This window comes from Acidovorax sp. GW821-FHT10A04 (assembly GCF_059415825.1).
In genome coordinates, this window is record NZ_JBWKNZ010000024.1 from 26,921 (window position 1) to 51,511 (window position 24,591).

At 65.3% G+C, this 24,591-nt stretch carries 35 protein-coding genes; 9 read left to right on the plus strand and 26 right to left on the minus strand.

Annotated elements, in window-relative coordinates:
• Positions 1-10 precede the first annotated feature (10 nt).
• The 6 genes from atpA to AC07PF_RS32090 are packed head-to-tail and all read right to left on the minus strand — an operon-like array spanning position 11 to position 4,364.
• Positions 11-1,564, minus strand: a complete 1,554-nt coding sequence (gene atpA, locus AC07PF_RS32065; RefSeq protein ID WP_007847735.1) for a F0F1 ATP synthase subunit alpha — start codon at positions 1,562-1,564, stop codon at positions 11-13.
• A 42-nt stretch (positions 1,565-1,606) separates the two neighbouring features.
• On the minus strand, positions 1,607-2,149 hold the full coding sequence (locus AC07PF_RS32070; protein ID WP_007847738.1) for a F0F1 ATP synthase subunit delta: 543 nt from the start codon (positions 2,147-2,149) through the stop codon (positions 1,607-1,609).
• Between the two features lie 10 nt (positions 2,150-2,159).
• The gene (locus AC07PF_RS32075) at positions 2,160-2,630 is read right to left on the minus strand and encodes a F0F1 ATP synthase subunit B (protein ID WP_007847746.1); all 471 of its coding nucleotides are present in this window, start codon (positions 2,628-2,630) and stop codon (positions 2,160-2,162) included.
• Positions 2,631-2,664: 34 nt separating this feature from the next.
• A complete protein-coding gene (gene atpE / locus AC07PF_RS32080; protein WP_007847749.1) occupies positions 2,665-2,934 on the minus strand; it encodes a F0F1 ATP synthase subunit C in 270 nt (89 codons plus the stop codon).
• A gap of 58 nt (positions 2,935-2,992) precedes the next feature.
• Entirely contained in the window at positions 2,993-3,871 is an 879-nt protein-coding gene (gene atpB / locus AC07PF_RS32085) for a F0F1 ATP synthase subunit A (RefSeq protein WP_007847753.1), read from the minus strand.
• A gap of 19 nt (positions 3,872-3,890) precedes the next feature.
• Positions 3,891-4,364, minus strand: a complete 474-nt coding sequence (locus AC07PF_RS32090; RefSeq protein ID WP_007847755.1) for an ATP synthase subunit I — start codon at positions 4,362-4,364, stop codon at positions 3,891-3,893.
• A gap of 273 nt (positions 4,365-4,637) precedes the next feature.
• Here AC07PF_RS32090 and AC07PF_RS32095 point away from each other — a divergent pair, with 273 nt between their 5' ends.
• The 5 genes from AC07PF_RS32095 to AC07PF_RS32115 all read left to right on the plus strand — a co-directional run bounded on the left by AC07PF_RS32095 (position 4,638) and on the right by AC07PF_RS32115 (position 8,313).
• The gene (locus AC07PF_RS32095) at positions 4,638-4,958 is read left to right on the plus strand and encodes a YbeD family protein (RefSeq protein ID WP_007847757.1); all 321 of its coding nucleotides are present in this window, start codon (positions 4,638-4,640) and stop codon (positions 4,956-4,958) included.
• A 61-nt stretch (positions 4,959-5,019) separates the two neighbouring features.
• Positions 5,020-5,658: a lipoyl(octanoyl) transferase LipB gene (gene lipB / locus AC07PF_RS32100; RefSeq protein ID WP_238541779.1), complete on the plus strand. Its 639-nt coding sequence runs from the start codon at positions 5,020-5,022 to the stop codon at positions 5,656-5,658.
• A gap of 14 nt (positions 5,659-5,672) precedes the next feature.
• The gene (gene lipA, locus AC07PF_RS32105; protein WP_494614620.1) at positions 5,673-6,653 is read left to right on the plus strand and encodes a lipoyl synthase; all 981 of its coding nucleotides are present in this window, start codon (positions 5,673-5,675) and stop codon (positions 6,651-6,653) included.
• A 38-nt stretch (positions 6,654-6,691) separates the two neighbouring features.
• Positions 6,692-7,402 (plus strand): helix-turn-helix transcriptional regulator, encoded by a 711-nt coding sequence (locus AC07PF_RS32110; RefSeq protein ID WP_494614621.1) that lies wholly within the window; start codon positions 6,692-6,694, stop codon positions 7,400-7,402.
• Between the two features lie 77 nt (positions 7,403-7,479).
• A complete protein-coding gene (locus AC07PF_RS32115; RefSeq protein ID WP_494614622.1) occupies positions 7,480-8,313 on the plus strand; it encodes a DMT family transporter in 834 nt (277 codons plus the stop codon).
• Between the two features lie 25 nt (positions 8,314-8,338).
• On the opposite strand, the gene AC07PF_RS32120 is transcribed toward AC07PF_RS32115, so the two are convergent.
• The 6 genes from AC07PF_RS32120 to AC07PF_RS32145 are packed head-to-tail and all read right to left on the minus strand — an operon-like array spanning position 8,339 to position 13,927.
• Positions 8,339-9,604, minus strand: coding sequence for an MFS transporter (locus AC07PF_RS32120; protein ID WP_494614623.1), 1,266 nt, complete (start codon positions 9,602-9,604; stop codon positions 8,339-8,341).
• Between the two features lie 55 nt (positions 9,605-9,659).
• Complete coding sequence (gene ptsP / locus AC07PF_RS32125; protein WP_007847773.1) at positions 9,660-11,417, minus strand: phosphoenolpyruvate--protein phosphotransferase; 1,758 nt, start codon at positions 11,415-11,417, stop codon at positions 9,660-9,662.
• Between the two features lie 42 nt (positions 11,418-11,459).
• Positions 11,460-11,729: an HPr family phosphocarrier protein gene (locus AC07PF_RS32130; RefSeq protein ID WP_007847774.1), complete on the minus strand. Its 270-nt coding sequence runs from the start codon at positions 11,727-11,729 to the stop codon at positions 11,460-11,462.
• On the minus strand, positions 11,698-12,147 hold the full coding sequence (locus AC07PF_RS32135) for a PTS sugar transporter subunit IIA (protein ID WP_007847776.1): 450 nt from the start codon (positions 12,145-12,147) through the stop codon (positions 11,698-11,700). Before AC07PF_RS32135 ends, AC07PF_RS32130 begins: the two co-directional genes overlap by 32 nt.
• On the minus strand, positions 12,144-13,394 hold the full coding sequence (locus tag AC07PF_RS32140) for an MFS transporter (protein ID WP_494614624.1): 1,251 nt from the start codon (positions 13,392-13,394) through the stop codon (positions 12,144-12,146). The genes AC07PF_RS32135 and AC07PF_RS32140 overlap by 4 nt, the downstream gene beginning before the upstream one ends.
• Complete coding sequence (locus AC07PF_RS32145) at positions 13,391-13,927, minus strand: hypothetical protein (protein WP_494614625.1); 537 nt, start codon at positions 13,925-13,927, stop codon at positions 13,391-13,393. Before AC07PF_RS32145 ends, AC07PF_RS32140 begins: the two co-directional genes overlap by 4 nt.
• A gap of 168 nt (positions 13,928-14,095) precedes the next feature.
• Between AC07PF_RS32145 and AC07PF_RS32150 the strand changes: the two genes are divergently transcribed.
• Positions 14,096-14,599 carry a TlpA disulfide reductase family protein gene (locus AC07PF_RS32150; RefSeq protein WP_494614626.1) on the plus strand — a complete coding sequence of 168 codons (504 nt, stop codon included), beginning with the start codon at positions 14,096-14,098 and terminating at the stop codon, positions 14,597-14,599.
• Between the two features lie 86 nt (positions 14,600-14,685).
• Here the strand turns inward: AC07PF_RS32150 and AC07PF_RS32155 are convergent, their stop codons facing one another.
• A complete protein-coding gene (locus tag AC07PF_RS32155) occupies positions 14,686-15,141 on the minus strand; it encodes a c-type cytochrome (RefSeq protein WP_007847785.1) in 456 nt (151 codons plus the stop codon).
• 167 nt (positions 15,142-15,308) lie between these two features.
• Between AC07PF_RS32155 and AC07PF_RS32160 the strand changes: the two genes are divergently transcribed.
• From AC07PF_RS32160 to AC07PF_RS32170, 3 genes are all read left to right on the plus strand, one after another.
• Positions 15,309-15,983 carry a cytochrome b/b6 domain-containing protein gene (locus tag AC07PF_RS32160; protein ID WP_494614627.1) on the plus strand — a complete coding sequence of 225 codons (675 nt, stop codon included), beginning with the start codon at positions 15,309-15,311 and terminating at the stop codon, positions 15,981-15,983.
• Positions 15,984-16,051: 68 nt separating this feature from the next.
• Positions 16,052-16,543 (plus strand): GNAT family N-acetyltransferase, encoded by a 492-nt coding sequence (locus tag AC07PF_RS32165; RefSeq protein ID WP_145699455.1) that lies wholly within the window; start codon positions 16,052-16,054, stop codon positions 16,541-16,543.
• 261 nt (positions 16,544-16,804) lie between these two features.
• Positions 16,805-18,409, plus strand: coding sequence for a reverse transcriptase family protein (locus AC07PF_RS32170; RefSeq protein ID WP_494614628.1), 1,605 nt, complete (start codon positions 16,805-16,807; stop codon positions 18,407-18,409).
• Between the two features lie 2 nt (positions 18,410-18,411).
• On the opposite strand, the gene AC07PF_RS32175 is transcribed toward AC07PF_RS32170, so the two are convergent.
• The 13 genes from AC07PF_RS32175 to AC07PF_RS32235 form a co-directional block, all read right to left on the minus strand.
• On the minus strand, positions 18,412-18,918 hold the full coding sequence (locus tag AC07PF_RS32175) for a peroxiredoxin (RefSeq protein ID WP_007847795.1): 507 nt from the start codon (positions 18,916-18,918) through the stop codon (positions 18,412-18,414).
• Between the two features lie 136 nt (positions 18,919-19,054).
• Positions 19,055-19,324, minus strand: coding sequence for a 30S ribosomal protein S17 (gene rpsQ, locus AC07PF_RS32180; RefSeq protein WP_007847796.1), 270 nt, complete (start codon positions 19,322-19,324; stop codon positions 19,055-19,057).
• A gap of 9 nt (positions 19,325-19,333) precedes the next feature.
• Entirely contained in the window at positions 19,334-19,528 is a 195-nt protein-coding gene (gene rpmC / locus AC07PF_RS32185; RefSeq protein WP_007847797.1) for a 50S ribosomal protein L29, read from the minus strand.
• A 16-nt stretch (positions 19,529-19,544) separates the two neighbouring features.
• Positions 19,545-19,961 carry a 50S ribosomal protein L16 gene (gene rplP, locus AC07PF_RS32190; protein ID WP_007847799.1) on the minus strand — a complete coding sequence of 139 codons (417 nt, stop codon included), beginning with the start codon at positions 19,959-19,961 and terminating at the stop codon, positions 19,545-19,547.
• A 2-nt stretch (positions 19,962-19,963) separates the two neighbouring features.
• The gene (gene rpsC / locus AC07PF_RS32195; RefSeq protein ID WP_007847801.1) at positions 19,964-20,848 is read right to left on the minus strand and encodes a 30S ribosomal protein S3; all 885 of its coding nucleotides are present in this window, start codon (positions 20,846-20,848) and stop codon (positions 19,964-19,966) included.
• A 14-nt stretch (positions 20,849-20,862) separates the two neighbouring features.
• Positions 20,863-21,195: a 50S ribosomal protein L22 gene (rplV, locus tag AC07PF_RS32200; RefSeq protein ID WP_007847806.1), complete on the minus strand. Its 333-nt coding sequence runs from the start codon at positions 21,193-21,195 to the stop codon at positions 20,863-20,865.
• 9 nt (positions 21,196-21,204) lie between these two features.
• Positions 21,205-21,483 carry a 30S ribosomal protein S19 gene (gene rpsS, locus AC07PF_RS32205; protein WP_007847809.1) on the minus strand — a complete coding sequence of 93 codons (279 nt, stop codon included), beginning with the start codon at positions 21,481-21,483 and terminating at the stop codon, positions 21,205-21,207.
• 10 nt (positions 21,484-21,493) lie between these two features.
• Positions 21,494-22,318 (minus strand): 50S ribosomal protein L2, encoded by an 825-nt coding sequence (gene rplB, locus AC07PF_RS32210; RefSeq protein ID WP_007847814.1) that lies wholly within the window; start codon positions 22,316-22,318, stop codon positions 21,494-21,496.
• 2 nt (positions 22,319-22,320) lie between these two features.
• Positions 22,321-22,635 (minus strand): 50S ribosomal protein L23, encoded by a 315-nt coding sequence (gene rplW, locus AC07PF_RS32215; protein ID WP_007847815.1) that lies wholly within the window; start codon positions 22,633-22,635, stop codon positions 22,321-22,323.
• Positions 22,632-23,252, minus strand: a complete 621-nt coding sequence (gene rplD / locus AC07PF_RS32220; RefSeq protein WP_007847817.1) for a 50S ribosomal protein L4 — start codon at positions 23,250-23,252, stop codon at positions 22,632-22,634. The genes rplW and rplD overlap by 4 nt, the downstream gene beginning before the upstream one ends.
• Positions 23,252-23,926: a 50S ribosomal protein L3 gene (rplC, locus tag AC07PF_RS32225; RefSeq protein WP_007847818.1), complete on the minus strand. Its 675-nt coding sequence runs from the start codon at positions 23,924-23,926 to the stop codon at positions 23,252-23,254. The genes rplD and rplC overlap by 1 nt, the downstream gene beginning before the upstream one ends.
• 247 nt (positions 23,927-24,173) lie before the next feature.
• Positions 24,174-24,485 carry a 30S ribosomal protein S10 gene (gene rpsJ, locus AC07PF_RS32230; protein ID WP_005796953.1) on the minus strand — a complete coding sequence of 104 codons (312 nt, stop codon included), beginning with the start codon at positions 24,483-24,485 and terminating at the stop codon, positions 24,174-24,176.
• Between the two features lie 27 nt (positions 24,486-24,512).
• On the minus strand, positions 24,513-24,591 hold a 79-nt coding region (locus AC07PF_RS32235), incomplete at its 5' end, for an EF-Tu C-terminal domain-related protein (protein WP_290575830.1).

The window sequence follows — 24,591 nt, forward strand, 5'->3', positions numbered from 1 at the left end:
CTCGTCCGGTTTAAGCGAACGACTTCTTGAACGCGCCGATGGCGGCGGTCAATTCGGCTTCAGCGTCCTTGTCCATGGCCTTGGCCTGTTCCAGCTTGGCCAGCAGTGCGGCGTGGCTGGTCTTCAGGAACTGGTGCAGGCCGTGTTCGAAGTCGAGAACCTTCTTGACGTCGATGTCGTCCATGAAGCCCTTGTTCACAGCGAACAGCGTCGCGCCCATCAGCGAGATGGACAGGGGGCTGTACTGTGCCTGCTTGAGCAGTTCGGTCACGCGGGCACCGCGGTCCAGCTGCTTGCGGGTGGCTTCGTCCAGGTCGGAAGCGAACTGCGCGAAGGCAGCCAGTTCACGGTACTGGGCCAGGTCGGTACGGATACCGCCGGACAGGTTCTTCACCAGCTTGGTCTGGGCTGCACCACCGACGCGCGACACCGAGATACCGGCGTTGATGGCGGGGCGGATACCGGCGTTGAACAGGCTGGTTTCCAGGAAGATCTGGCCGTCGGTGATCGAGATCACGTTGGTCGGAACGAAGGCGGACACGTCGCCGGCTTGCGTTTCGATGATGGGCAGTGCGGTCAGCGAACCGGTCTTGCCCTTGACTTCACCCTTGGTGAAGGCTTCGACGTAGTCGGCGTTCACGCGGGCTGCGCGCTCGAGCAGGCGGCTGTGGAGATAGAACACGTCGCCGGGGTAGGCTTCGCGGCCTGGTGGGCGGCGCAGCAGCAGCGAAACCTGGCGGTAGGCCACGGCCTGCTTGGACAGGTCGTCATAAACGATCAGGGCGTCCTGGCCGCGGTCGCGGAAGTACTCGCCCATCGTGCAGCCCGAGTAGGCCGACACGTACTGCATGGCTGCCGATTCGGAGGCCGATGCGGCCACCACGATCGTGTAGTCCATGGCACCGGCTTGTTCCAGTGCGCGCACCACGTTCTTGATCGACGAAGCCTTCTGGCCGATGGCGACGTAGATGCAGGTCACGCCCTGGCCCTTCTGGGCGATGATGGCGTCGATGGCCACGGCGGTCTTGCCGGTCTGGCGGTCACCGATGATCAGCTCGCGCTGGCCACGGCCCACAGGCACCATCGAGTCGATGGACTTCAGGCCGGTCTGCAGGGGCTGGTCCACCGATTTACGGGCGATCACGCCCGGAGCGACCTTTTCGATCACGTCGGTGAGCTTGGCGTTGATGGGACCCTTGCCGTCGATCGGCTGGCCCAGGGCGTTCACCACGCGGCCAACCAGCTCAGGGCCGACCGGCACTTCCAGAATGCGGCCCGTGCACTTGACGGTGTCGCCTTCGGAGATGTGTTCGTACTCACCCAGAATCACGGCGCCAACGGAGTCGCGCTCAAGGTTCAGGGCCAGGCCGAAGGAGGGCTGGCCGTCCTTGGTGGCGGGGAACTCAAGCATTTCACCGGCCATCACGTCCGACAGGCCGTGCACGCGCACGATACCGTCGGACACGGACACCACGGTACCCTGGTTGCGGATATCGCTGCTGGCGGCCAGACCTTCGATGCGGCTCTTGATGAGTTCAGAAATTTCTGCGGGATTGAGTTGCATGACTCTTTCCTTCTTTCTTTGGTTCGCTGTCCTCGCCGCGCGTTACGCGGTGAGGGCCGCTTTCATTTGTTCAAGACGGGCCTTGACCGAAGTGTCCAGCACCTCGTCACCCACCACTACGCGAATGCCACCGATCAGGGACTCGTCCAGCTGAACGGCGAGGTTGAGCTTGCGGCCGAAGCGCTTTTCGAGCGCCGAGCCGACCTCAGCCAGCGCTGCGGCGTCCATCGGGAAGGCGCTGTGCACCACGGCATCCGAAGAGCCGCTGCGGCGATTCACGAGGGCACGGAATTGCACGGCGACTTCCGGCAGCGCGTTGAGGCGCCCGTTGTCGATGACCGTGCGCAGGAAGTTCTTGGCCGTATCGGACAGCGCCGAACGCGCAACACCCGTGACGACGGCGAACACCTGGTCTGCCGTCACCTTGGGGCTGTCTGCCAGCTGGCGCAACTGGGGGTTGGCGGCAATGGCCGCCAGTTCATCGACCCAGTCAGCGGTGCTGGCCAGGTCCATGCCCGCGCCCGCAGTAGCGGCCTTGAACAGGGCTTCGGCGTAAGGGCGGGCAATGGTGGCGAGTTCAGCCATGTGTGTCCCCTTACAGCTCGGTCTTCAGGCGGTTGAGCAGGTCGGCGTGAACGCCGGCATTGACTTCCTTGCGGAGAATCTGCTCTGCACCCTTGACGGCCAGCGCGGCAACCTGCTCACGCAGGGCTTCGCGGGCTTGCACCGTTTGCTGTTCGGCTTCGGCACGGGCGGAAGCAACGATCTTATTGCCTTCTTCCGTGGCGCGTGCCTTGGCTTCTTCGATGATGGCCTGGGCACGTCGGTCGGCGTCCGCAAGACGCGAGGCCGTTTCGTTGCGTGCCTGTGACAGTTCCTTCTCGACGCGCTGGTTGGCAGCGGTCAGTTCGGACTTGGCACGGTCGGCAGCAGCGAGGCCTTCGGCGATTTTCTGGGCTCGTTCATCCAACGCCTTCGCGATCGGGGGCCACACGAATTTCATCGTGAACCACACCAGGATCAGGAAGACGATGGCCTGAATGAACAGGGTCGCGTTGATACTCACGGCAACACCTTTCTAGAGTGGCGTTGAGTGGGAATTACTTGGGCAGGTTGGCCAAGAACGTGGAAGCGAAGGGGTTGGCGAAGGCGAACAGCAGGGCGATGGCCACACCGATCAGGAAGGCAGCGTCGATCAGACCGGCCAAGATGAACATCTTGGTTTGCAGTTCGTTGATCAGCTCAGGCTGACGTGCCGACGATTCGAGGAACTTGCCGCCCATCAGTGCGATACCGATGGAAGCGCCGATAGCGCCGAGGCCAACGATCAGACCACAAGCCAGAGCGACGAGACCGAGAATGTTTTCCATGATGACTCCTGAGTTAAAAAAAGAAAGGTTGAAAGGAAAGAGAAACGAAAGGGAACCGTTAGTGCGCGTTGTGCGCCTGACCGAGGTAGATCAGCGCAAGCATCATGAAGATGAAGGCTTGCAGCGAGATCACCAGAATGTGGAACAGCGTCCAGATGGTGCCAGCGATGACGTGGCCCACAGGCAGCAGCACACCCGACAGCGACAGCGCAGCCGCACCACCCATCAGGGCGATCAGCATGAACACCAGTTCGCCGGCGTACATGTTGCCGAACAACCGCATGCCATGCGACACGGTGTTGGCGACATATTCAATGACCTGCATGAGCAGGTTCACCACGCCCAGGATCAGGGCGAAGATGGGATTCTTGCTGGTGCCGAACGGGGCCGACACGAGTTCGTGCGCCCAGCCGCCGGCGCCCTTGATCTTCACGCTGTACCAGAAGCGCAGGATCAGGATGGCGAATGCCAGGCCCAGGGTGGTGGAGAGGTCGGCCGTGGGCACGACGCGCAGGTAGGCGTGGTGCGGGTCATGGCCGGCAGCGCCATAGATCTGGGCCCAGATGGCGGGCAGCAGGTCCACGGGCAGCATGTCCATGAAGTTCATCAGGAAGATCCAGACGAACACCGTGAGGCCCAGGGGCGCGATGAACTTGCGGCTCTCGGCGTTGTGGATGTTGGCCTTGGCCTGGTTGTCCACCATCTCGACCAGCATTTCCACTGCCGCCTGGAAGCGACCGGGAACGCCGGAGGTTGCCTTGCGGGCCGCGGACCACAGGATCAAAAGGGTCAGAGCACCCAGAACCAAACCCACGATGATCGAGTCATAGTTGATGACCGTGAAGTCAACAATCTTGGTCTGGTTGACGTTTTGAAGATGCTGCAGGTGGTGAACGATGTATTCACTTGCAGTCGGAGCGTGCGCTTCTGCGGCCATCGGACAACTCTTCTCTATATCAATCGGTTTTTCGGACACCGGACCGCACCATGAGCGCGACCCAATACGTTTTCATCGTGAGCACCATGCCTGCCAGCAAGGCCAGCCACACCAGCCCCGGCACAACCCAGGGGGCCGCTGCCAGCAATGCAATGGTGAACACGATCTTGGCAATCTCCCAACCAAAGAACCCCGCCATGGAGGCGCCCGCATTTCCGGACGCCATCTGGCGCGACATACCGCGGGCGAACAATGCGGCCGGAGCCACCACTGCAAGCGCGCCGTAGGCGGCAGACCAGCCCACCTCGGTCCTGCCCGTCAGCCCCCAGGCCACCAGGGCCACGAGCACGCCGACAAGCGCCTGACCCGCCACCACCCTCCACATCGAGACAGGTGGGTTGCGGCTTCGCCACTGCTGCGCTTCCTGCGCGGTCAGGGGCTTGAAGTCAGAATCTTCAGCCTCAGTTTCAGTCTCAGGGGCGATTGTTTTCATTGTTGAGTAACGCCCGTGTTACAGACTGCAAATTTCACAAAGCCTCTAATTATAAGTAAAAACCCGTGCGCAGCGACAAAGACCCGCAATCGGGACTGAAAGGGGTGCGCTCGCCAGCACCTTTGTGGTGACCCACCAACGCCCGCCCGGGCGCTGGGGTTCCCGGTTATGCACCGAAAAGGCGCACATCCGTGTGACACATCCACGACACCGCGAAGGGCTTGCCGCACAATGGCCTTGCCCGCACCGCCACCGCAACCGTAGCACCTGCCCATGACGTCTTCTCCTTTGCCACCGAACCTCACCATCCTCGACTCCTCCTCTGCGGATGCCCGCAAGGACTCGCTGATCGAATACCCCTCGCGGTTCCCGATCAAGGTCATGGGCGCCAAGGTGGATGGCTTCGTCCATGCAGTGACCGAGCTGGCTCGCCAGTACGACCCGACCTTCGACCCTGCCACCATTGAACTGCGCGACAGCAGCAAGGGCAATTACCTCGGAGTTACTGTCACCATCACGGCCACCAGCCGCGAGCAGCTCGACGACCTGTACCGGGCCCTGTCATCGCACCCCCTCGTCAAGGTGGTGCTCTAAGTCCGTGGCCATCGATCTGCGCACCCTGGGGCGGGTGGACTACGCCGCCACCGTGCAGGCCATGCAGGACTACACGGCCACGCGCACGGCCGACACGCCCGATGCGCTGTGGCTGTGCGAGCACGACGCGCTCTACACGCAAGGCCTGGCGGGCAAGAGCGATCACCTGCTCAATCCCGGCACGATTCCGGTGGTGCCCACCAACCGCGGCGGCCAGGTCACCTTCCATGGCCCGGGCCAGGTGGTGGCCTACCCGCTCATCGACCTGCAGCGCGCGGGCTACTTCGTCAAGGAATACGTCTACCGCGTCGAAGAGGCGCTGATCCGCACCCTGGCGCACTTCGGCGTCACCGGCCACCGCGTGGCCGGTGCCCCGGGCATCTATGTGCGCCTGGATGACCCGCACAGCCACGCCATGCTGCCGCAGCGCCCGCAAAAGCGCGAGGCCGCCGGGCCTGGCGAGCCCGATTTCGCGGGCCTCGGAAAGATTGCCGCACTGGGCATCAAGGTCAGCCGCCACAGCACCTACCACGGCGCCGCGCTCAACGTGGCGATGGACCTGGAACCCTTCGGCCGTATCAACCCTTGCGGCTACGCGGGACTGCAAACCGTGGACCTTTCTACAATCGGGGTCCAAACCACCTGGGACGATGCCGCCAAGGTGCTGGGCCAGCAGCTCGGCATCCGCCTGTCTCCCTGAACCGCCACCAAGCCATGAGCACCACCGACGTCGTCCGCGAAGCGCAGTCCATCGAAGCCTACAACCCGCTGGCCAAGCAGAAGGCCGCGGCCAAGCTGTCGCGCATTCCGATCAAGGTCGAACAGGGCGAAGTGCTCAAGAAGCCCGAGTGGATCCGCGTCAAGGCCGGCTCGCCCACCACGCGCTTCTACGAGATCAAGGACATCCTGCGCCAGAACAACCTGCACACGGTGTGCGAAGAGGCGTCCTGCCCCAACATCGGCGAATGCTTTGGCAAGGGCACGGCCACCTTCATGATCATGGGCGACAAGTGCACGCGCCGCTGCCCGTTCTGCGACGTGGGCCACGGCCGTCCCGACCCGCTGGACAAGGACGAGCCGCTGAACCTGGCGCGCACCATCGCCCAGTTGCGCCTGAAGTACGTGGTGATCACCAGCGTCGACCGCGATGACCTGCGCGATGGTGGCAGCGGCCACTTCGTGGAATGCATCCAGAACATCCGCGAGCTCTCGCCGCTCACGCAGATCGAGATCCTGGTGCCCGACTTCCGCGGCCGCGACGACCGCGCGCTGGAGATCCTCAAGGCCGCGCCACCCGACGTGATGAACCACAACCTGGAAACCGCGCCGCGCCTGTACAAGGAAGCGCGCCCGGGTTCGGACTACCAGTTCAGCCTGAACCTGCTCAAGAAGTTCAAGGCCCTGCACCCCAAGGTGCCGACCAAGAGCGGCATCATGGTCGGTCTGGGCGAGACGGACGAAGAAATCCTGCAGGTGATGCGCGACATGCGCGCACACGACATCGACATGCTGACCATCGGCCAGTACCTGTCGCCCAGCAACAGCCACCTGCCGGTGCGCCGCTATGTGCACCCCGACACCTTCAAGATGTTCGAGGAACAGGCCTACAAGATGGGCTTCAGCCACGCCGCCGTGGGTGCCATGGTGCGTTCGAGCTACCACGCCGACCAGCAGGCCCACGCCGCCGGCGTGTAAGACCTGCTGCGCCGCCAACGCGCCCTGCCCTCCTGCCCATGGACACCGCCGGCTCGCTCTCGCTGCGCCGGTATGGCCCCTCCCCCGGCAGCCACAGCCATGACCACTTCCAGGTGCTGCTGGGCCTGGCCGGCGCGCTGGAGCTGGAGATCGATGGACGCGGCATGCGCGTGGCCACCGGCGGCGGCTGCGTCATCGCACCGGGCGCGCACCACGATTTCGAGGCCACCGGTGGCAGCCTGTGCCTGGTGCTGGACAGCAGCGACATGGGCTGGACGCACTGCACCGCCCCGGCATTGCAGAGCGCCCCGCCGCCCCCGGCGCTGACCCTGGCCCGCTACCTCGCCAGCGCCCTGCAGCAGGGCCGCCCCCTGGCCCAGGCCCACGGGCCCGCGCTGCTGCTGGAGGCCTGGCTGCCCCCCTCCCCCGCCTCCCGGACGCCGAACCCGGTGGACGCCACCGCACGCCGGCGCGCCATCGACTGGCCCGCGCTGCGCGCCTGGGCCGCACTGCAATGGCACCGGCCGCTGTCGGTGGCCGACATCGCCCGGCAAGTGCACCTGAGCCCCAGCCAGTTCGCCGCGCGTTGCCGCGATGAACAAGGCCAGGGCGCGATGGCCTGGCTGCGCAGCCAGCGGCTCGAACACGCCCGCTTGCTGCGCTCGGGTGGCATGGCTGTGGCCGAGGTGGCGCGGCGCACGGGCTACCGCTCACCTTCGGCCCTCACGGCGGCCCTGCGCCGCGGCTGACCGGCCCGGCTCCACGACCGGGGGATGGCGACGACGCTCCGTCGTTGCGCGATGCCCGGCGCGCTTACAGTGGCCGCATGCAAGCCAATCTCTATGCCCTGGGCGCCATTGCGCTGTGGGCTTCCCTCGCCTCGCTGGGCGTGTCGCTGACCCATGTGCCGCCCTTCCTGCTGACCGGGGTGGCGCTGATCATCGGCAGCGTGCCGGCCTGGCCCTTCGTGCTGCGCGACCCGTCGCAGTGGCGCATTCCGCTGCGCACGCTGGCCCTGGGCGTGTACGGGCTGTTCGCCTACCACTTTCTCCTGTTCATCGCGCTGCGCCACGCGCCACCGGTGGAGGCCAACCTGGTCAACTACCTGTGGCCGCTGTTCATCGTGGTGCTCGCACCCGTGCTGTTGCCTGGCGTGTCACTGCGCTGGCCGCACGTGCTAGCGGCACTGCTGGGCTTCGGCGGCGCGGCGATTGCCATCGTGGGCGGCCGCGAGCTCAACGGCACCCTGGCCTGGGGCTACCTGCCGGCCTTCGCAGCGGCGTTGATCTGGGCCACCTATTCGCTCATGACCAAGCGCGTGGCGGCCTTTCCGACCACGGCCATAGGGCTCTTCGGCCTGGTCTCGGGCGTGCTCTCGCTGTTGTGCCACGTGGCGCTGGAGCCCGCGGCCACCCTGGCGCCGCGCGACTGGATGCTGCTGGCCGTGCTGGGCCTGGGGCCGCTGGGTGCTTCGTTCTTCCTGTGGGACAAGGCGCTCAAGCTCGGCGATGCCCGGCACATCGGCATCCTGAGCTACATCACGCCGCTGGCCTCGACCGCCTTGCTGATCGTGGTGAGCGGCCGCGCGTTCAGCGCCAGCATCGCGCTGGCCACGGCCATGATCATCAGTGCGGCCATCCTGGGCATGCGGGCGAAGTAGAGGACGCCCCGCAAGCGCCAACAGATCAAGCCGCCCCCGCGGACACCCTGGGAGCCATTTGCGCCCTGCGCAAGCGCAAGAAGAGCCAGCCGGTGAGGGACAGGTTCAGCAGGTTCCAGCCAATGCCGTTGAGGAAGGCGGCGTGGTAGCTGCCGGTGAGGTCGAAGATGAAGCCCGACAGCCAGCCGCCCAGCGCCATGCCGACGAGCGTGGCCATGATGGCGGCACCCACCAATGCGCTCGCCCGCGCGGGCGCGAAGTGCTCGCGCACGATGATGGCGTAGGTCGGCACGATGCCGCCCTGGAACAGGCCGAACAGCGCCGAGATCACATACAGCGGGACCAGGCCGTCATAGGGCAGGAACAGCAGCAGGGCGATGCCCTGCAGCGCAGACCCCAGCAGCAGGGTGCGGATGCCGCCGATGCGGTCACAGATCAGCCCGAAGACCAGCCGGCTCACGATGCCGCAGGCCAGCATGAGCGACAGCATCTGCGCGCCCTGGGCGGCACCGAAGCCCAGATCGGTGCAGTAGGCCACGATGTGGACCTGCGGCATGGCCATGGCCACGCAGCACGCCACGCCGGCCACGCACAGCAGCGCCATCGCAGCGCCCGGCGCGAGGCCGAAGGGACGTGCGTGGTCCACAGCGGCCGCCTGGGCGCCAGCCGCCGCGGCCTGGATGGCCGGCGGGCGTTGGCGCATGCGCAGCGACAGCGCGAGCATGCCCAGACCGCAAACCACGCCCAGCGCCACGTAGGTCGGCCTCCAGCCGATGGTGTCGATGCCGTACTGCACGATGGGCGGCCAGACCGCGCCCGCCACATAGTTGCCGCTGGCACAGACCGCCACCGCAATGCCACGCCGGCGGTTCCACCACAGCGCCGTGTCGGCCAGCAAGGGCGCGAACGTGGCCGAGCTGCCGATGAAGCCCATCACCGCATGCGCCAGGCCGAAGGCCCAGATGCTGCCGGAAAAGGCCGCACCGACGAAGCCGCCCAGCACGGCCAGCGCACCCAGCCAGAGCACGGGCGTGAGGCCATGGCGGTCGGCCAGCCGGCCCGTGAGCAGGCCGCCCAGGCCCAGGCAGACCATCATCAAGGTGTAGGGCAGCGAGGCACTCGCACGGCCGATGCCGAACTCGCTCTGCACGGCCGGAAGCACGACCGACACCACGTACATGCTGCTGTTGCCCAGCACCACCAGGCCCAGGGTGACCAAGAGGCGCTGGAAGGCCTGGCGCGAGTCGATGAGGGACGCGTCTGCGGGGACTGCTACCGGGATATGGGCCAAATCGACCTCCAGCGCTTTTCCAGCGAGCGCTGGCAGCTATTGATTCGAGAGTTTTCTAGGATGCCAGCAGCGCCGCAGGTTCTTCCCCGTCCAGCACCTGCTGCGCCCAGGGCACGAGCTTGCGCGTGTCGGCGCGCAGGATCTCCTGCTTGACGGCCAGGATCTGCGCCGGGTGCATGGAAAAGCTGCGCAGGCCCAGGCCCAGCAGCAACCGCGTCATGGTCACGTCGCCCGCGGTCTCGCCGCAGACGCAGACGCTCTTGCCCTGGCGCTCGCCCTCGGCGATCACGTCGGCCACCAGGCGCAGCACGGCCGGGTGCACCGGGTCGTAGAGATGCGCCACGGCCTCGTCGGCCCGGTCGATGGCCAGGGTGTACTGGATCAGGTCGTTGGTGCCGATGGACAGGAAGTCGAAATAGCGCAGGAAGGTGCGCACCATCAGCGCCGCGGCCGGCACCTCGATCATGGCCCCCAGCTGGATCGGGCCGTAGGGCTCGCCCCGGGCATCGAGCTCGGCGCGCGCCAGGTCCACCTGGGCCAGGGTCTGGCGGATCTCGTTGGTGTGCGCCAGCATAGGGAACAGCAGGTTCACCTTGCCATGCGCCGCCGCACGCAGCACGGCCCGCAGCTGGGTGCGGAACATGGCCGGGTCGGCCAGGCTCCAGCGGATGGCACGCAGGCCGAGCGCGGGGTTCAGGTGCGTGTCCTTGTGGACCTTGCTGTCCAGCGGCTTGTCGGCCCCCACGTCGATGGTGCGGATGGTGACCGGCAGGCCCTGCATGCCGTCGAGCGCCTCGCGGTAGGCGCGGTACTGCTCGTCCTCGCCTGGCAGGTTGCCGGTGCGGCCCATGAACAGGAACTCGCTGCGAAACAGGCCCACACCCACGGCACCGGCGCGCACGGCCCCCACGGCATCGCCGGGCTGCTCGATGTTGGCCAGCAGTTCGATGCGGTGGCCGTCGATGGTGACGGCCGGGGTGTGCCGCAGGCGCGACAGGCGCTCGCGCTCGAGCTCCGTCTGGCGCTGGCGAAAGCCGTACTCGGCCAGGATGATGGGCGAGGGGTCGACGATGATCACGCCAGCATCACCGTCGATGATGACCCAGTCGTCCTGGCGCACCAGTTGGCTGGCCGCGCGGGCGCCGACCACGGCCGGGATGTCCATGCTGCGCGCGACGATGGCGGTGTGCGAGGTCTTGCCGCCCACGTCGGTCACGAAGCCGGCGAACACGCTCTGCTTGAACTGCAGCATGTCGGCCGGCGACAGGTCGTGCGCCACCAGCACCAGGGGCACGTCCACCGTGTCGTCGAGCAGCAGGTCCTGCTGGGTCTTGCGGCGCGGGCTGCTGGCGGGCGGTGCCACGGGGCTGGCCACGCCTTTCATGTAGCGCAGGATGCGCTCGACCACCTGTTCCAGGTCGGCCTTGCGCTCGCGCAGGTACTCGTCCTCCATCTCGTCGAACTGGCGTGCGATCACCTCGAACTGGGTGGTGAGCGCCCACTCTGCGTTGTACAGGCGCTCGGTGATCCAGTGCTTGACGCCGCCCGTCAGAGCCTCGTCCTGCAGCAGCATCAGGTGCACGTCGAGCAGCGCGGTGAGCTCATGCGGCGCGTCGGCCGGCATGTCGGTCTGCAGGCGCTGCAGCTCCTCGACCACCGCATTGCGGCCCTGGCGCACACGCTCGATCTCGGCCGGTATCTGTTCGGGCTGGATGAAGTAGTGGGCCACGTCCACGCGGCTCGACGCCACGAGCACGGCACGGCCGATGGCAATGCCGCGTGCCACCGCCAGACCGTGGACGGCGAAGGTCATCGGAAACCCCTTTCTTCTTCAGCCATGTCAGCCATGGCGCGTTTATTCGCCTTCGCCGAACTTGTCCGCAATCAGCGCCAGCAGCCCATCCATGGCCTCCTGCTCGCGATCGCCGTTGGTTTCGATCTCGACCTCGGTGCCGATGCCGGCGGCCAGCATCATGACCCCCATGATGCTCTTGGCATTGATGCGGCGGTCACCGCGGCTCATGAAAACGTCACAGGGAAAGCTGCCTGCCAGCTTGGTGAGCTTGGCCGAGGCGCGGGCATGCAGGCCCAGTTTATTGCTGATGGTCGTACGAGTCTTGATCATGTCGGTTGCGTCGGGACTGGTTCTGCGGCGCGGCGATGGCCACCTGCATCACCCCTTGCGTACCGCCCACCACCGCACGGGTGACGACCGAGTCCAGGGGCTCTGCACGGTAGCTCACGGCACGCAGCAGCATCGGAAGATTGACCCCTGTCACCAGGCGCGAGCGCACACCATCGACCAGGCGCTGCGCCACGTTGCAGGGCGTGGCGCCGAACACGTCGGTCAGCACCAGGGTGGAGTCGGCGCCCAGCTGGTCCAGCAGGATCTGCGCCTGGGCCAGCGTTTCTTCGGGCCGCTCGTTGGGCTGCACATCCAGTGCGGCCACGCTGTCGCCACAGTCGGCGAACACATGCAATGCGCATTCGCGCAGGGCATGGGCCAGGGGGGCATGGGCGATGAGGAGGATGCTGGTGCTCATGGGACAGAGGTTTGGAGCACATTATGGCGCTGGGCCCGTGCAAACCACAGGTAGGCCCCGGTGTTGCAGGCCAGGAAAACCCCCATGGCCGCCCGGAACGATTCGGTCGTCGACAGGCCTGCGGCCGCAAAGGCATCCACGGCCAGGCCAATGCCCCATTGCACCACGAACACGCCGGCAAAGATCACCAGGTTGAAGGCCGACAGCGCACGCCCCGCCAATGCCTGTGGAAAAGCCATGCCCACCGCCGGCTGCGACAGCGATACGAAAGTGCACGAGACACAGAACAGCGCCCAGGCCGCGCCCCCCGCCGCCGGCCCGGCGACGATGATCGCCAGCAGGATACACAGCGACAGCGGCAGGCCCGCAAGGATGAGCCGGTCGGCCCCGAGGCCGCGGCGCAGCAACCAGGGGTTGACCATGCCCCAGGTCCAGAAGGTGCACAGCATGGAGACGTTGATCCAGAACAGGCCAATGGCCGACTCGAACGCGGTGTAGCCGGCCACCTGCTGCATCCAGGGCCCCGCCCACAGGGTCTGCATGGCCACCATGCCGCCATAGACGAAGAAACCCAAGGGCGCCATGCGCTGGAAGTAGGGATGGCGCCAGACCACGCCATAGCCGCCCGGGGCAGCTGGCGGCGCAGCCGCTCCTGCCGCGGGCACCGCCGCATGCCAGCGCGGCACCCACAGCGCAATGCCCACCATGGCCACGCCGATCAGCACGGCCAGCCCCCAGAACAGCGGGCGCCAGCCCACCAGCGGCAGGGCCCACTGCACCGGCAGGGTGGAGGCCACCATGCCCAGCGAACCGGTCATCAGCATCCAGGAGTTGGCGCGCATCTGCGCAGTCGGGTCGAACCAGCGGCGGTAGCCGGTGAGCGGCGCCATCAGGCAGGCGCTCACCCCGGCACCGCAGAGCACGCGCCCCGCGAGCAGGCCCGAAAAGCCCGTGGCCATCGAGAACACCAGGCAACCGGCGACGGCCACGCCCAAAAAGCCAAGCAGCACCTTCTGCGGGCCGTGCCGGTCCAGCCAGGTGCCCAGCGGCAGTTGCGTGGCCGAAAAGCCCAGGAAATAGCCGCCCGCGAGCAGGCCCAGGTCGCTGGCGTGCAGGGTGAATTCCTGCGACAGGGTGGGCGCCAGCGTGGCCGTGACGGCGCGCAGCAGCGCCGACAGGAAATACGCGAAGGCGAACGCGAGGAAGACGATGACGGCCATGCGCCGTGGCAGCACACCGGCGCTCATGGCAGCAACAGCCCGGCGAAGAAGGTATCGGCCACCTCCGGACGCGGCTTGGGCGCATAGACCACGGCGTGGTACAGCCGCATCTGCGGCCCCACGGGGCGGGCAAACCAGACCGCCTGGGCGGTGACGGCCTGCCCATCGGCCGCCCGCCCCTGCGCCGCGGTGCGCACCGATTGGGGCAGTGGCAAGGCGTTGCGCGGGGCAAATGGGGCATCGGTGGCCTGGGCCTGGGCGCCGCCCAGGCGCGCCAGCATGGCGGACCGCCAGTGCGTGAGTGCCACGCCCACCTGCGCGGGATCGGTCAGCGTGGCGTAGGACACGGCGAAGGTCGCTCCATCGGCTTCGCAGCCCACCATGGACAGGTCGACCGGCGTGCCCGCCAGCTCCACCTTGCGCGTGGCATGGTCGGGCTTGCAGGGCAGCGTGATGGTGAGAGCAGCCTCGGGCAGGGCCACGGTGCGCCAGTTGAGTGCCGGGCTGCATGCGGCCAGTCCCAGGAGGGCGCTGGCAGCGCCGGTCAGTGTCCAGTTCATGGACCCATTATCGGCAGTGCTCGCCTTTTTGGTGCACGGCGAACGGGAAGGAGAACTTTTGCGCGGCCCAGCAGTCCATACGGAGGGACAGGCCGCCGGCAGGCGGGAGCCTTGTCCGGCACAATACCGTGCGGGCTGGTGCCCGCACTTTCGGGATGGAATGACGCCATGGGTATCAAGCAGTGGGCAGCAGGTGCAGCGGTGGTGGCTTTTGCCGCCGTGGGCGCCTACGTGTACCTGGACACGGGCCGCTCTGCGGCGCCCGAGTCCACCTTCGTGCTACTAGACGGCTCGCGCCAGTCGACGGCCGACCTGCGCGGCAAGGTGACGCTGGTGAACTTCTGGGCCACGAGCTGCACCACCTGCGTGGCCGAGATGCCCGAGATCATTGCCACCTACAAGAAGTACCAGCCCAAGGGCTTCGATACGCTGGCCGTGGCCATGAGCTACGACCCACCAAGCTACGTGGTGAACTTTGCCGAAACGCGCAAGCTGCCCTTCAAGGTGGCCATCGACAACACCGGCGCCGTGGCCCAGGCCTGGGGCGACGTGCGGCTCACGCCCTCGACCTTCATCGTCAACAAGCGCGGGGAGATCGTCAAGACCTATGTCGGGGCACTCAATTTCCCCGAACTGCACCAGTTGATCGAGAAATTGCTGGCGGAGACCTGATCCCACCAGCCACCGCGCCATGAAAAAAAGCCTCTTCCACCCGGAAGAGGCTTTTTGCCTTGGGGACCACCGCCGAGGCGGCCGGATCACTTGGCGCGGTAGTTGTCGTGGCAGGCCTTGCAGCTGTTGGCCGTGGCACCGAAGGCGGTCTTGAGGTTGTCGAGGTTGCCGGTCTTCGCAGCCGCCGCCAGCTTGACAGTATCGGCCTCGAGCTTGTCCGAGTGCTCCTTGAACTTGGCCTGCTGGGCCCAGATCTCGGGCAGGGCCTTGGTGGGCGCCCCCTTGTCGGTGCCGGCGCCAAAGCCGGCCCAAGGCAACTTGGCCATCTCGGCGACGATGTCCGCATTTTCCTGCGCCGCCTTGGCGTCGAAGGGAATGCGGCCATTGGCCATGGCGCCCAGGCGGCCGAAGTGCTGGCCCATCACGAACAGCGCACTCTGGCGGTACTTGATGGCGTCTTCGGGCTTGGCGAACTGGGCAGATGCGGGCGCCGACAGCATGGTGACGGCCGCGGCAAAGGCGACTACAGCGAGGGTTTTCATCGGATATTTCCTTTTATCGTGGGGAGCAAAAACCAACCAGCCGACGCCAGTATGCCGCTTTGCGGCGGTTTTGGCATGTCTGTCGATGCGCGTTGGCGACGCCAGCCATCTCGCGCACAATGCGGCCAAGAACACCCCTACGACACGGCAAGCGCCGGAGCACGACCATGACACACACCGTCCGCATCTGGGATCTGCCTACCCGCCTCTTCCACTGGACCCTGGCCGCCAGCGTGATCGCCCTGGTGGTGACGGCCAAGGTGGGCGGCAATGCCATGGTCTGGCACCTGCGCCTGGGCTATGTGGTGCTGGCGCTGCTGGTCTTTCGGCTGGTCTGGGGCCTGGTGGGCGGGCACTGGTCGCGCTTTGGCGCCTTCCTGTACTCGCCTGCCCGCCTGGTGCGCTACCTGCGCGGCACCGGCCACCCCGAGGACGCGGTGGGCCACAGCCCGCTGGGCGCGCTCTCGGTCTTCGCCCTGCTGGCCGTGCTGGCCGCCCAGGTGGGCACCGGCCTGCTCAGTGACGATGAGATCGCCTTTTCAGGACCGCTGACCCGCTTTGTCTCCAACGCGGTCGTGGGCCAGGCCACGGGCTACCACAAGGAGATCGGCCAGTACCTGGTGCTGGGCCTGGTCGCGCTGCACCTGCTGGCCATCGTCTTCTACGTGGTGGTGCGCAAGCACCGGCTGGTGCGGCCCATGCTGCACGGCAACAAGGAGCTGCCCCAGCCCGTGGCGCCTTCGCGCGACGACCTGGCCAGCCGCATCGCGGCGGTGGTGGCCCTGGCCCTGGGCGCGGGCCTGGCCTGGTGGGTGTCGACCCTCGGGGCGGTGGCGTTCTGAGCGCCTGTTCCCGGCGTGCCCGGATCGAGCCGCTACACTGCCCCTTCCCCAGCCCCTGAATTTCCGCCTTGGACAAGCCTGCCGTCACCCTGCTGAATCCGTCGTCCGCCGCCGAGATGGAGGCGGTGCGCGACATCTTCCGGGAATACGCCGGCACCCTGAACGTGGACCTGGCGTTCCAGGATTTCGAGACCGAGCTGGCCCGGTTGCCCGGCGACTATGCCGCACCGCGCGGCCACCTGCTGCTGGCCATGGTGGAGGGGGCCATTGCGGGCTGCTGCGCCCTGCGTCCGCTGGATGCCGCCGACTATCCCAACGCCAGCGAGATGAAGCGCCTGTACGTGCGCAAGGCCTTTCGGGGGTTCGGCCTGGGCCGCGAACTGGCCGAGGCCATGCTGGACCAGGCGCGCCGCGCGGGCTATGCCTGCGTGCTGCTCGATACGCTCGATGGCATGGAGTCGGCCCGGGCCCTCTACACCGACCTGGGCTTCGAGGAGATCCCGCCCTACTACCACAACCCCATTGCGGGCTCGCACTACCTCAAGGTGGACATCTCCTGAGGTCGATGGTGTTCCACTGCACCTGTTGGGCCATCGTTCGTTGCCCTGTTTTTGATAGCAACGATAGAATGCCTGCGGCCTGGTGCCAAGCATTCTGAATCACTGAAGGTTCGGGCCGTGGGGTAGCCCCACGGTGTATCCGACAAGCACGCTTCGCGGCGCGCGAACCACCCGCCACCCGTGGCGCCCAGTTCGCGCCCGACCCGCAGGTTGGTGCCAGGCCACCTCCATCCCACAGCCGCCCATCCCCGCCAACACGCCGTGAAGACACCCGTCCGCTCCCGCGTGCTGGCCAAGGCGATCGCGATGGCCGTGCTGGCCGACGCGCAGACACCCGAGCACCGCACGCCCCAGGCCTTGGTCGCGCGGGTACAGGCCAGCCTGGGACTGGAGCCTGCTGCAGGCTCTCCCCTCCCTGCCTTTCTGCTGGAACAGTTGCAGCGCCTGTCCGCGATGTCATCCCCGGAGTGGGCGCGGTGGGAACCGGAAGATGTGGCCGCCTGGCTCTGTTGGGGCCGTTGGTGGCGCAGCGCAGGTCTGCGCTGGGGAACGGAGCCTTCCGGGGCTGGGGTGGAAGATGGCGCATCGGCCTGGGATGGCGATGACGAAGACATCGCCGAACCCGACGGCGATGGTGAAGGCGATGACATCCTGCCCGGCCTGCCGCCCACCGATTGGACGGCACCGCGCCTGGGCCAGGCATTTCGCATCTGGACCGCGACGGCACGCAGCGCCGTGCCACGGCGTTGGCTGCTGCGCCCCGCCGGAGCGGGGCCCCTGCCCGCCTGGATGGACCGCGGCACCACAGTGCCGGTCCTGGCGACAGCCACCGATGTGGCCCAGGTCCTGGCTGTTTCGGTGGAGGATCTGTTGTGGCTTGCGCCCCAAGGCGCCTTCTGGCGTGAGCGGCACTCCGAAGGCCATTCCCTTCCTGCGTCGCACTACCGCTACAGGCTGCTGCCCAAGCCCAGCGGTGGCCTGCGCCTGCTCGAGTCCCCGCGCCCGCGCCTGGTGCACGCACAGCGGCGCATCCTGTACACGCTGCTGGCGAACATCCCCACCCATGAAGCTGCGCACGGATTTGTTCGCGGCCGCAGCGTGGGCAGCCACGCACGCATTCACACCGGCCAGGCCGTGGTCATCCGCTTCGATCTGGCGGACTTCTTCACGCAGATTCACGCCACGCGCGTGCGGGCCCTGTGGCGCGCCCTGGGCCACGGACGTGCCGCCGCCGAACTGCTCACCCAACTGACCACCGCGCGCACCCCGGCGGGGGTGCGGGATCGGCTGCTGGAATCCATGCCCGAGCTGCCGACGTCCATTGCGCAGCGCCGCGCCACCGCCCAGCGCCTGGCCCGGCCCCATTTGCCCCAGGGTGCGCCCACGTCGCCGGCACTGGCCAACCTGTGCGCCTTTGGGCTCGATGTGAGGCTGCAGGCGCTCGCGCAACGTTTTGGCGCGAACTACACGCGCTATGCCGACGACCTGGTCTTTTCCGGTCCCGACATGCTGCGGCGCCAGTTCATTGCGCTGCGCGCCTGGGTCGCGGCGATTGCACAGGACGAAGGCTTTGCCTTGCGGGCCGACAAGACCCGGGTGATGCCCGCCCACCAGCGCCAGTTTGTCACCGGCCTGGTGGTCAACCAGCGCGCCAACTACAGCCGAGTGCAGTTCGACACGCTCAAGGCACGGCTGCACCGGCTGGCACAGCAGGCGCAGGTGGATGCGGGCGAGCGCGCGCGGTTGGAGGGGGAAATCCGCTGGGTCAGCCAATGGCTGGCACCAGCGCGCACTGCAAAGTTGCAACGCTTGCTCGCCGCGATCCGCTTCGGGTCGATGGACAGCGAGCTGGCGGCGAAGGGCTGAAATCAGGCCTTGGCCTGGGCCAGCAGGGTCGCCGCGTCGCTGACTTCGAACTTGCCCGGGGCTTCGATGTTGAGGGTGACGACCTTGCCGTCGCGCACCAGCATCGAGTAGCGGTTGCTGCGCAGGCCCAGGCCCTTGCCGTTGAGGTCCAGCGTCAGGCCAGTGGCCTTGGCGAAGGTGGCGTCGCCGTCACCGAGCATGCGCACCTTGCCGTCGGTCTTCTGGTCGCGCGCCCAGGCGCCCATCACGAACGCGTCGTTCACGCTCACGCACCAGATTTCATCGACGCCCGCCGCCTTGAACTCGGCGGCCTTTTCCAGGTAGCCGGGCACATGCTTGGCCGAGCAGGTGGGCGTGAAGGCGCCGGGCAGCGCGAACAGCGCAATGGTCTTGCCTGCCGTAGCCTTGTCCACCGGCACGGGGTTCGGGCCAATGGAGCAGCCCTCGCCCTCGACTTCCGAGTATTCCATCAGGGTGCTGGCAGGCAGGGTGTCACCGACTTTGATCATTGATCTCTCCTAGGGTTGTTGGTAGGTATGTATCCGCATGCCCCGGGCGCCGCACACAAAATGCGACCCCCAAAAGCAAAACGACCCACATTGTGGGTCGTTTTGGAGGGCAGTGCTGCCAACAAGCCGGGAGGGCTTAGAGCAGGCCGGCCTTTTGCACCAAGCGGGTGGCAACCCAGTTCTTGGTCTTGGAGAGCGGACGGCTCTCGGTGATTTCGATCACGTCGCCCAGCTTGTACTCGCCATTTTCATCATGGGCGTGGTACTTGCTCGACTTGCCCACGATCTTGCCGTAGAGCTCGTGCTTCACACGGCGCTCGATCAGCACGGTCACGGTCTTTTGGCGCTTGTCGCTGACCACCTTGCCAATCAAGGTGCGCTTGAGGGATTTTTTAGCTTCCGTCATGTCGGCTCCTTACTTGGCGGCTTGCTTTTCAGCAAGGATGGTTTTTGCACGGGCGATGTCGCGGCGGGTGGTGCGCAGCGTGTTGGTGTTGGCCAACTGCTGGGTCGCCTTCTGCATGCGCAGGCCGAAGTGGGCCTTCTGCAGAGCCTTGATTTCGCTTTCGATGCCGGCAACGTCTTTTTGGCGCAGTTCAGTAGTCTTCATTGCTTGTTCTCCTGAATTACGAGCCAATGTGGCGGCTGACGAACGTGGTGCGCAGCGGCAGCTTGGCGGCAGCCAGGCGGAACGCTTCACGGGCCAGTTCTTCGGGCACGCCGACGATCTCGAACACGATCTTGCCGGGCTGGATTTCGGCCACGTAGTACTCGGGGTTGCCCTTACCGTTACCCATACGCACTTCTGCGGGCTTGGTAGAGATTGGCTTGTCCGGGAACACGCGGATCCAGATGCGGCCGCCACGCTTCACGTGACGGGAGATTGCACGGCGTGCAGCCTCGATCTGGCGGGCCGTCAGACGGCCACGGTCGGTGCACTTCAGACCGAAATCACCGAAAGCAACGGAGGCACCCCGCGTTGCAACACCAGTGTTACGGCCCTTTTGCTCCTTGCGGTATTTGCGGCGAGCAGGTTGCAGCATACTTATTCTCCTTTTCCGTCCGCTGCTGTAGCGGGCGCGGCGACTTTGCGTACGCGCTTAACGGCGGTGTTATCAGCGCCACCAGCTTCCGCTGGCTTGTCGCTGCCGTCGGCCGGGCCGGTGTTCACACCGGCTGGACGACGTGGGCCTCCACGGCCAGCACCTGGACGGTCGCCACCTGGGCGGCCATCACGGCGTGGACCGCGTGGGCGGCGTTCTTCGTCTGGACGTGGGGTTTCCACGGCAGGCAGGTCGTTACGACCCAGCGTATCGCCCTTGTAGACCCAGACCTTGACGCCGATCACACCGTAGGTGGTCTTGGCTTCGGAGGTGCCGTAGTCGATGTCGGCGCGCAGCGTGTGAAGTGGCACGCGGCCTTCACGGTACCACTCGCAGCGAGCGATTTCGATACCGTTCAGACGGCCGGACGACATGATCTTGATGCCCTGGGCACCCAGACGCATGGCGTTCTGCATGGCGCGCTTCATGGCGCGGCGGAACATGATCCGCTTTTCGAGCTGTTGCGTGATGCTGTCGGCGATCAGCTTGGCATCGATTTCGGGCTTGCGCACTTCTTCGATGTTCACTGCGACGGGCACGCCCAGGCGAGCAGCGAGTTCCTTCTTGAGGTTCTCGATATCTTCACCCTTCTTGCCGATCACCACGCCCGGACGTGCCGAGTAAATGGTGATGCGGGCGTTCTTGGCGGGGCGCTCGATCAGGATGCGCGACACGGCGGCGTTCTTCAGCTTGGCCTTCAGGTACTCGCGCACCTTGATGTCTTCGGCCAGCATGCCCGCGAAGTCGCGGTTGCTGGCGTACCAACGGCTGGACCAGTTGCGGCTGACCGCAAGGCGGAAGCCGGTAGGATGGATTTTTTGTCCCATAGTCTTCCGAGCCTTTAGTTGCCAACCGTCACGTACACATGGCACGTGGGCTTGCTGATGCGGTTGCCGCGGCCTTTGGCGCGCGCGGTGAAGCGCTTGAGCGTGGTGCCTTGTTCGACGTAGATGGTCTTGACCTTCAGTTCGTCGATGTCGGCGCCGTCGTTGTGCTCAGCGTTGGCGATGGCGGACTCCAGAACCTTCTTGACGATTCCCGCAGCTTTTTTCTGCGTGAAGTTCAGGATGTTCAGAGCCTGATCCACCTTCTTGCCGCGGATCAGATCAGCGACCAGACGGCCTTTGTCGACCGACAGACGGACGCCCCGGAGGACTGCACGTGTTTCAGACATGGTCGTTCCTTATTTCTTCTGGACTTTTTTGTCCGCGGGGTGGCCCTTGAAGGTGCGCGTCAGGGCGAATTCGCCCAGCTTGTGGCCCACCATCTGGTCGGTAACGTACACAGGTACGTGCTGCTTGCCGTTGTGCACGGCGATGGTCAGACCGATGAAATCGGGCAGAACCATGGAGCGGCGCGACCAGGTCTTCACTGGCTTCTTATCCTTGGTGGCAACGGCCTTTTCGACCTTGGCCAGCAAGTGATGGTCAACAAATGGACCCTTTTTGAGAGAGCGAGTCATCTGTTACCCCTTACTTCTTGCGACGCGACACGATCATGATCTGTGTGCGCTTGTTGTTACGGGTGCGATAACCCTTGGTCAGATTGCCCCAAGGATCGACTGCATGGCGGCCTTCGCCGGTGCGGCCTTCGCCACCACCGTGAGGGTGATCCACCGGGTTCATGGCCACGCCGCGAACCGTAGGACGAATACCCATCCAGCGCTTCACACCGGCCTTGCCCAGTTGGCGCAGGCTGTGTTCTTCGTTGGCCACTTCGCCAATGGTGGCGCGGCATTCGATGTGGATCTTGCGCACTTCACCCGAGCGCATGCGCACTTGGGCGTAGGTGCCTTCGCGGGCCAGCAGGGTTGCCGAAGCACCAGCCGAGCGGGCGATCTGCGCACCGGCACCGGGCTTGAGCTCGATGCAGTGGATGGTCGAACCCACGGGGATGTTGCGGATAGGCAGCGTGTTGCCAGCGCGGATCGGCGCTTCCGAACCGGACAGCAGGGTTGCGCCCACTTCCAGGTTGCGGGGAGCGATGATGTAGCGGCGCTCGCCGTCGGCATAGCACACCAGAGCGATGTGGGCCGTACGGTTCGGGTCGTACTCGATGCGCTCAACCTTGGCCGGAATGCCGTCCTTGTTGCGCTTGAAGTCCACCACACGGTAGTGATGCTTGTGACCACCGCCCTTGTGGCGGGTGGTGATGTGACCGTTGTTGTTACGGCCGGCCTTCTGGAACTGGGGTTCCAGCAGGGGGGCGTACGCTTCACCCTTGTACAGGTGGTCACGCGTGACCTTCACCACGGCACGTTGGCCGGGCGAAGTGGGTTTCATCTTGATAACGGCCATGATTAAGCAGCCTCCCCAGACAGGTTCAGCTCTTGACCTGGCTGCAGCGTGACGTATGCCTTGCGAACGTTGTCGCGGCGGCCCACGGTCTTGCCGAAGCGCTTGGTCTTGCCTTTGGTGTTCACCACGGAAACGCCCTTGACCTCGACCTTGAACATCAATTCCACAGCGGCCTTGATTTCTGGCTTGGTAGCGTTCTGCAGCACCTTGAACGTCACAGCATTGGACTTCTCGGCAACCATGGTGGCCTTTTCGGACACGATGGGAGCGACCAGCACTTGCATCAGACGACCTTCGTCAAACTTGAGTGTGCTCATGCGAACATCTCCTTGAGTTTGTCGATTGCACCCTTGGTGACGAGCACTTTCTTGAAACGGACCAGCGACACGGGATCGGCGTAACGCGGCTCGACGACGAGCACGTTCACCAGATTGCGCGAAGCCAGATACAGGTTTTCGTCCACTTCCTCGGAGATCACCATCACCGATTGCAGGTTCATCGCCTTGAACTTGTCGGCCAGGACCTTGGTCTTGGGCGAGTCAAGCTTCAGGGAGTCGACCACCGCCAGACGGCCTTCGCGGGCCAGCTGCGACAGGATCGCAGACATGCCGGCGCGGTACATCTTCTTGTTGATCTTTTGCGTGAAGTTTTCTTCTGGCAGGTTCGGGAAAATCCGACCGCCCCCGCGCCACAGTGGCGACGAGGTCATACCTGCACGTGCGTTACCCGTACCCTTTTGCTTGAAAGGCTTCTTGGTCGAGTGACGGACTTGCTCGCGGTCCTTCTGAGCGCGAGTGCCTTGGCGTGCGTTGGCTTGGTAAGCCACCACGATCTGGTGAACCAGATCTTCGTTGTATTCACGACCGAACACGGTTTCAGGAACATCCAGCTTGGATGCGCCCTGGCCTTGGTCATTCAGGAGTTCGAGCTGCATTAGTTCGCTCCTTTGGAGGCTTTGGCCTTGATCGCTGGACGCACCGTCACGAACCCACCCTTGGAGCCCGGAATAGCGCCCTTGATCAAGAGCAGTTGACGCGCTTCGTCGATGCGGATCACATCGAGGTTCTGCGTGGTCTTGGTGACATCGCCGAGGTGGCCCGTCATCCGCTTGCCAGGGAACACACGGCCTGGATCCTGCGCCATACCGATGGAGCCGGGAACGTTGTGCGAACGGCTGTTACCGTGCGACGCGCGTTGCGAGCTCATGTTGTGGCGTTTGATGGTACCGGCGTAGCCTTTACCGATCGAGGTGCCTTGCACGTCGACCTTCTGACCCACGGAGAACACGGACGTCACAGCCACCGATGCGCCAGCTTGGTACTGGGCAGCGGTATCGGCGGTCACGCGGAATTCCTGGATGATTTCACCGGCTTCGACACCTGCCTTGGCAAGGTGGCCGGCTTCTGGCTTGGTCACACGCGATGCTTTGCGCGAACCGAACGTGACCTGCAGGGCCACGTAGCCATCGTTCTCTTGGGTTTTGATCTGGGTTACGCGGTTGTTGGACACATCCACCACCGTGACAGGCACTGCGTCCCCGTCATCGGTGAACAGACGCATCATGCCCACCTTGCGACCCAGCAACCCGAGGGAGTTGCTCAGACTCATTTGTTTCTCCAAAACTTCCACCGCCGCAACTTCAATTGGCTGCGGCGTTGCACTCGCGTGCATGAAAGAGGGTTATTAAAACTTCGCCCGCGCACCTTGCCTGGGCAAGGTGCACCTATGAATCCGCATGCACAAAAGCGCACGCAAATAAAGCGAAGCCCTAAAGTATAACGCGAACTGCTTTTGCAAGCAAGTTCGCGTTATACGAGACCAAAACCTGGCGGGCAGGCCCGCCAGGAAGGGATCATTACTGCAGCTTGATTTCGACGTCCACGCCGGCTGGCAGGTCGAGCTTCATCAGGGCGTCAACCGTCTTGTCGGTGGGGTCCACGATGTCCATCAGACGCTGGTGCGTGCGGATTTCGAGCTGGTCGCGGCTGGTCTTGTTGACGTGCGGCGAGCGCAGGATGTCGAAGCGCTTCATGCGCGTCGGCAGGGGCACGGGGCCCTTGACGATGGCGCCGGTGCGCTTTGCGGTGTCAACGATCTCGGCAGCGGACTGGTCGATCAGCTTGTAGTCAAACGCCTTCAGGCGGATGCGGATCTTTTGCTTGGACATGTCAGTTCCTTCTTGTTATTGGATCGATCAGGCGATGATCTTGGCCACGACGCCGGCGCCGACGGTACGACCGCCTTCACGGATGGCGAAGCGCAGGCCTTCTTCC